Source organism: Dehalobacter sp., from assembly GCA_023667845.1.
Classification (GTDB): domain Bacteria; phylum Bacillota; class Desulfitobacteriia; order Desulfitobacteriales; family Syntrophobotulaceae; genus Dehalobacter.
Genome location: JAMPIU010000067.1, coordinates 1 through 6,036, shown reverse-complemented (window position 1 = coordinate 6,036; position 6,036 = coordinate 1). Strand labels below are relative to the sequence as shown.

The 6,036-nt window shown below is 45.4% G+C and carries 8 protein-coding genes; 2 read left to right on the top strand and 6 right to left on the bottom strand.

Translation table 11 applies throughout. The annotated features are described in order from the left end of the window. Positions 1-120 precede the first annotated feature (120 nt). From NC238_05345 to NC238_05325, 5 genes are all read right to left on the bottom strand, one after another. A complete protein-coding gene (locus tag NC238_05345; GenBank protein ID MCM1565364.1) occupies positions 121-630 on the bottom strand; it encodes a sigma-70 family RNA polymerase sigma factor in 510 nt (169 codons plus the stop codon). 65 nt (positions 631-695) lie between these two features. Continuing rightward, a complete protein-coding gene (locus tag NC238_05340; GenBank protein ID MCM1565363.1) occupies positions 696-1,247 on the bottom strand; it encodes a chromate transporter in 552 nt (183 codons plus the stop codon). A gap of 45 nt (positions 1,248-1,292) precedes the next feature. Continuing rightward, positions 1,293-1,832, bottom strand: a complete 540-nt coding sequence (locus NC238_05335) for a chromate transporter (GenBank protein ID MCM1565362.1) — start codon at positions 1,830-1,832, stop codon at positions 1,293-1,295. 78 nt (positions 1,833-1,910) lie between these two features. Beyond that, positions 1,911-2,474 carry a CPBP family intramembrane metalloprotease gene (locus NC238_05330; protein ID MCM1565361.1) on the bottom strand — a complete coding sequence of 188 codons (564 nt, stop codon included), beginning with the start codon at positions 2,472-2,474 and terminating at the stop codon, positions 1,911-1,913. 5 nt (positions 2,475-2,479) lie between these two features. Continuing rightward, complete coding sequence (locus NC238_05325) at positions 2,480-3,673, bottom strand: amidohydrolase (GenBank protein MCM1565360.1); 1,194 nt, start codon at positions 3,671-3,673, stop codon at positions 2,480-2,482. Between the two features lie 266 nt (positions 3,674-3,939). Here NC238_05325 and NC238_05320 point away from each other — a divergent pair, with 266 nt between their 5' ends. Next, positions 3,940-4,278, top strand: coding sequence for a P-II family nitrogen regulator (locus NC238_05320; GenBank protein ID MCM1565359.1), 339 nt, complete (start codon positions 3,940-3,942; stop codon positions 4,276-4,278). A 160-nt stretch (positions 4,279-4,438) separates the two neighbouring features. Continuing rightward, positions 4,439-4,645 (top strand): alpha/beta-type small acid-soluble spore protein, encoded by a 207-nt coding sequence (locus NC238_05315; GenBank protein MCM1565358.1) that lies wholly within the window; start codon positions 4,439-4,441, stop codon positions 4,643-4,645. A gap of 148 nt (positions 4,646-4,793) precedes the next feature. On the opposite strand, the gene glnS is transcribed toward NC238_05315, so the two are convergent. Next, the coding region (gene glnS / locus NC238_05310; GenBank protein MCM1565357.1) for a glutamine--tRNA ligase at positions 4,794-6,036 on the bottom strand (1,243 nt) is incomplete at its 5' end.

Below are 6,036 nucleotides of genomic sequence, written 5' to 3'. Positions count from 1 at the left end.
GGGTTTTATCTTTGATCCGCTCCTTAAGACCGTCGTCCTGATAGACATAACCAAAAAATTTCTTAAGACGCATGAGATCACCATCTTCTTCCCACATGGCTTTTATTTTATCTTCAGACATCAGCATTCACCTCCAGCCACTTCCGCCTGATAGGCTGTCCGGAAACTTTTTTTAGCCCGGTATAGCAGGCTGTCTACCGCCTGTTGCGTGGTACCGAGAATTGTCGCCGTTTCGGATGCGCTGAATCCATCGATTAGCCGTAATTGAATCACAGCTACTTGATGTTCTGTCAACTGAGAAAGGGTATTACTTACAGAAAGGACAGTACCCAGGTCCTCCCCATAATCCCTGCTGTTATTTGCATCCTGGATCTCTTCTGTAATCGGAATCAGATTAACCTGTTTCCTGCCCCGGTAAAAATCCGCGATATAATTCGAAGCAATTTTTAACGCCCAGCACTTCAAAGAGCTTCTTCCCTCAAAGCCGGCCAGTGATCTCCAGACCTTAGCCATGACTTCGGAAGTAACATCTTCAATTTCTGATGAAGGAATCCTCAGACAGACAAACCTGTAAACAGACGGGAATAGTTCCTCATAGATTTCATCAAATGAGACCTCTGTTTGATTCATACCCAGACCCACCCCCTTAAACCGAAACATTGAATTCTACCCGGGCAACAGTATAGACGGAAAGATCAGTGTATTTCTGATTCAAAATTTTTTTTAAAAATGAATATCCCCAGAATCATGGAAATGACAACCAGAAATGCCGGATTTAATCCAGGCCAAATCAGCATAATGGCAAAAGCTGTAATCCCCAGGACCCAGGTCACTTTATCCTTAAAAGCACTCTGACCCATCTGCAGCGCCGACTGAGCCAAAAGCACTACAACGACAGGTCTGACCCCTTTCAGCATAGCCTGCAGTGCAGGTGAGTCAGCATAGTTGATCAGCAGGTGACCCAAGAATATCATAATAAGCGCCGTCGGCAGAACAGCGCCAATGATTGCAGCCAGCGCCCCGCTCCAACCCTTGACTCTATGTCCGATCATTCCTGCCAGTTTCGTCGCGATCGGTGCCGGCAAAGAATTGGATATAGCCACAACGTTTGTAAAATCTTCATTGGTAAGCCATTGATATTTGTGCACCGTTTCCTTCTGGATGATCGGAATCATGGCCGGCCCGCCGCCGAAACTAAAGTTACTGGCTCTGAAAAAAGCAATAAATAAGTCCCAAAGCACTTTCATGTCATACTCCCAAAATCTGAATTTGAAATGTTCAAACCGGGCAAATCAATAGATCAGGTAACCGATGACCATGGAAAGGACAATCAGCAATACCGGATGCAGTTTTAAAAAATACAGGGCTGCCGCGGACCCGACCGCGATCAGCACGGTGGCGTAATCCAGGGGTACCTGGATCTGAAAAGCATCAACAGCCATTTCATAAGCTACGATGATCAGCAAAGCAGTCACAACGGGTCTCACACCGCTCAACGCAGCCTTCAAATTACTGGAATTCGCATATTTTTTTAAGATACCGCCTAAGACAATCAATACAAGTACTGTAGGCAGGATCGTTGCCAGCAAGGCGACAATCGCTCCCGGCCAGGAAGCAACCTGATAGCCTAGATAGGCCGCTACTTTGGTTCCAAGCGGCCCGGGAAGCGCATTTGCCATGGCAATAGCATCAGCAAACTGCGCATTGGTCAGCCAGTGATGATTATCAACGGTCTCTGCCTGAATCAACGGAATCATCGCCGGCCCGCCGCCAAAGGACAAGTTGCTCGCCCGAAAAAAAGCGATAAACAAATTCCACAAATCGGTTGCCATTTGTTCTCCTTCTATTCCTATTCCTATCTTGTCACGATGCTTTAACCCAATTCAATTATAGCAAACGTTTTTGGTCTTTCAAATCAACTCAAAAGTGCCCTTTTTCATCCAATAAGCTGTTGTCATGTTGACGATGAAATGACATAACACGGGAACCCAGAGTGTTAAAGAAACGGCATAAGCAACTCCGAGAAGGATTCCCATCAAGAAGACTTCCACAAGGATAAACACCTGGCGCCAATATCTGTAGTGAATCAGCGTAAAGACAACAGCCGTCAACCATAACCCTAAAATTGGCTGAATCATGCCTCTGAACAGGAACTCCTCACTAAAAGCACCGAGAAAAAATATAGGAAATAGCTCTGTCAGTGAGAATTTGTCCATCAGGATAAGGTTAATCTCATCAAGCAGCCTTTCCTTCGGCAGATATTTCAAGAAGAAAAATTGAAACGCAATCAGAACGGCACAGCCGGTGGCCAACGTAATCAAGGCTTTACTTAACCTACCGATCGTGAACATTTCTGCCAGCACGATTTCTCTGTCCAATGATTTCAGCATGACCCAGAGGCCCAGGGCAATAACAATCAGGATCACCTGCGATAACAGGATATTCAAACCTAGCATCTTTTTAGATATTTCCATCGCCGTTACATCCTTTCCAGCAGTCCGAGCGCAGAGCATGCCAGAACCCGGGTTCCTATGCTAAGCGCCTCTTCATCAATATTAAAGCACGGATGATGGTGCGGATGGCTGATTCCTTTCTTCTTATTCCCCGCTCCGATGAATATCAGCATGCCGGGTAAGCGATGAAGATAAGCGGAAAAGTCTTCGCCCCACATCACCGGATTGGCTTTAACCAATGCTTTTGCTCCGAATTCTTCTTTTAGTATTTCCGTTACTTTGCCGACAACGGAACTGCTGTTAACAACAGGATCATAACCGAGCTCATAATCGAAGGTGTATTTTGCGCCATAAGCAATACAGATTCCTTTAATGATATTTTCCATTCGTTTCGGAACTTCCAAACGGGTGTCCCTGTCAAATGTCCTGACGGTTCCTTTCAGGTCTACCCGCTCCGGTATGATATTAAAGGCCGAGCCCCCTTGAATATTCGTAATAGACAAGACTACGGATTTCAGAGCGCTGGTCTGACGGGATACGATATTTTGCAGAGCGGTAACGATCTGTGCACTGATCAATACCGGGTCGATGGTATCCTCCGGCATCGCGGCATGACCTCCTTTACCCAATATCGATATTGTAAAGTTATCCGGGGCAGCCATTAAAGGGCCCGAGGCTAAGCCGATCTTGCCAGCAGGCAAAGACGTAAAGAGATGAAGAGCAAGAACCGCATCGACCCCGTTCAGGAGACCAAGTTTGACAAGATCTTGGGCTCCGCCGGGATGTTTTTCTTCAGCATGCTGAAAGATGCAGCGGATTTCTCCTTTCATGTCGGATCTTAGTTCCGCAAGAACTTTTGCAGCCCCGACCAGCATGGCCGCATGTCCGTCATGACCGCAGGCATGCATGGTTCCAATATTTTGGGACCGGTAAGGCAGATCGTTTTCTTCCTGGATCGGCAGCGCGTCAATATCACTCCTGAGCGCTACCATTTTTCCCGGCATACAGCCTTTAATGGCAGCCAGAACACTGGTCTCTGTCGGTCTCGACACCTCAATGCCCGGAACTTTATGCAATCTGTCGAAGATCATATCTGCTGTATGATACTCCTGAAAAGATAATTCAGGATAGCGATGAAAGGTCCTCCTCAGATCGACGATTTCTTCGTTCCTTTCGGCAACAAGTCCGCTAATGGCTGTGATTCGTTCGTTTTCCGGCATATCGTCAACTCCTGTATCGGATAAGTATCACCTATTAATTCTCCAAAAATGTGCATAATCCTTGAAACGCCGGACTTTTATTGGCCGATCGGCAATGAATACAAAATTCTTTGGTTAAATTTCTTGCATTATGCCGGCATTCTGCTACGATAGATTCAGATAAATAGTAAACACGGACAACGATGTCCTCGGGATTTAATCCCGGGGACTATTTTTTTTGCAAATACTGTTTATCAAAAATATTATTGATCGAAGAGGTGAATAAAATGAAAAAAATTGAGTGTATTATTCGGCCAGCCAAATTGGAAAATGTGAAAGAAGCCCTCGGAAAATTTGGTATCAAAGGAATGACGGTCACCAACGTCATCGGCTGCGGACTGCAGCAGGGAAAAACAGAAGTATACCGTGGCAATGCCTATACCATCAATCTATTGCCCAAATACAAAATCGAGATTATTGTCCCGGACGAATCCGTGGATAAAGTTATCGAAATCATTACCGAGACTGCCAGAACCGGAGAAATCGGTGACGGAAAGATCTTCGTCTATGATGTGCTGAACGCCGTGCGGATCAGAACAGGAGAATCGGGAGAAAAAGCCGTCTAAATTTTTTAAAAATTTCATATTAATGGTTACAATGAGCTTTTTCCAGATATGTTACTTCCTAAAATATAAGCAAACAATTACCGGGTTTAAGAAAATCAAATTCACAAATAATAAGAACGACTCCCAAACAAAAAACTTATATTTTAAGGAGGAGAATGACATGGCTGGTGAAAGAAATTCAAACACTCCTGCCGTTCAGGGCGTAGGAAAAGGATTGGATCAACTTAAATACGAGATCGCTAATGAAATGAACGCTACGCTGGGTGCAGACCGCACTTCCCGTGAAAACGGAACTGTCGGCGGTAATATGACCAAACGCATGATACAATTTGCTGAGCAGCAGTTGAAAAACGGACAGAGAATCTAACTTCTCTTTGATCACTTTTAGAAGCAACGTACAAGAAGCATTCCTTAATCGGAATGCTTCTTTACTTTTATAAAACAAAAAAATTCTCATCCTATTTCCAATATATTTATTCCAAAGATTATTTATTCTAAGATTATTTATTCTAAGATTATTTATTCATCTTTGCCCAGCTGTCCCGCAGCCCGACGATCTGGTTAAAGACCGGATGATCAGTGGAATGGTCTTTCAAGTCCGCACAGAAATAACCCTGTCTCAAAAATTGATATTTGCTGCCGGGATCAGCTTCTTTCAAACCCGGTTCAATTTTGCATCTTGTTAGAATCTGCCGGGAGTCCGGATTGATTCTGGCAAGGAAGTCGTCGCTCTCCCCTGAATCATCCTCCGTATACTGGTCATCCCTGATCAGATAATCATACAAACGTACCTCGGCATCTTCGGCATGGGCCGCTGAAACCCAGTGAAGCGTCCCTTTCACTTTTCTCGAGCTTGCCGATCCGCCGCTTTTGGTGTCCGGATCATACGTACAATGGATTTCTATAATCTGGCCATCTTCATCTTTCAGGACTCTTTCACATTGAATAATATAGGCATGTTTTAGCCGGACTTCATTACCGGGGGAAAGACGGAAGAATTTTTTGGGTGGCTCCTCCATAAAGTCCTCGCGTTCAATATAAATCGTTCGCGAAAACGGGATCAATCTGACTCCTGCCTCCGGATCCTCCGGACTGTTCTCTGCTTCCAGGAATTCATCCTGGTCTTCCGGATAATTGATCAGGACGACCTTGATGGGATCCAAGACAGCCATGACCCTCTTTGCTTTGGAATTCAGATCTTCACGCAGGCAATGTTCCAGCAAAGCGACATCGACAATGCTGTTGGCTTTAGCTACTCCGATACGGTCGCAGAAATCTCTGATCGCTTCCGGCGTATAGCCTCTGCGCCTTAAACCGGAGATCGTCGGCATCCGAGGATCATCCCATCCCTGAACATAGCCGCCTTCAACCAGCTGACGAAGCTTTCTTTTGCTCATGACTGTATTCGTCAGATCCAGACGTGCAAACTCATATTGCCGGGGCCCGTCCCCTTCAATCAGCTGTTCTGTCAGCCAGTCATAGAGCGGCCGGTGGTCTTCAAACTCCATCGTGCAGATCGAATGGGTAATATGTTCAAGCGCATCCGATAAAGGATGCGCAAAGTCATACATCGGGTAAATACACCAGGTGTCTCCAGTCCGATGATGCGACGCATGCATGATGCGGTAAATCACTGGATCGCGCATATTTAAATTCGGAGAACTCATATCAATTTTTGCTCTGAGCACTTTCGCGCCGTTCGGGAATTCTCCGGCTCTCATTCTTTGGAACAGGTCAAGATTTTCTTCGACACAACGG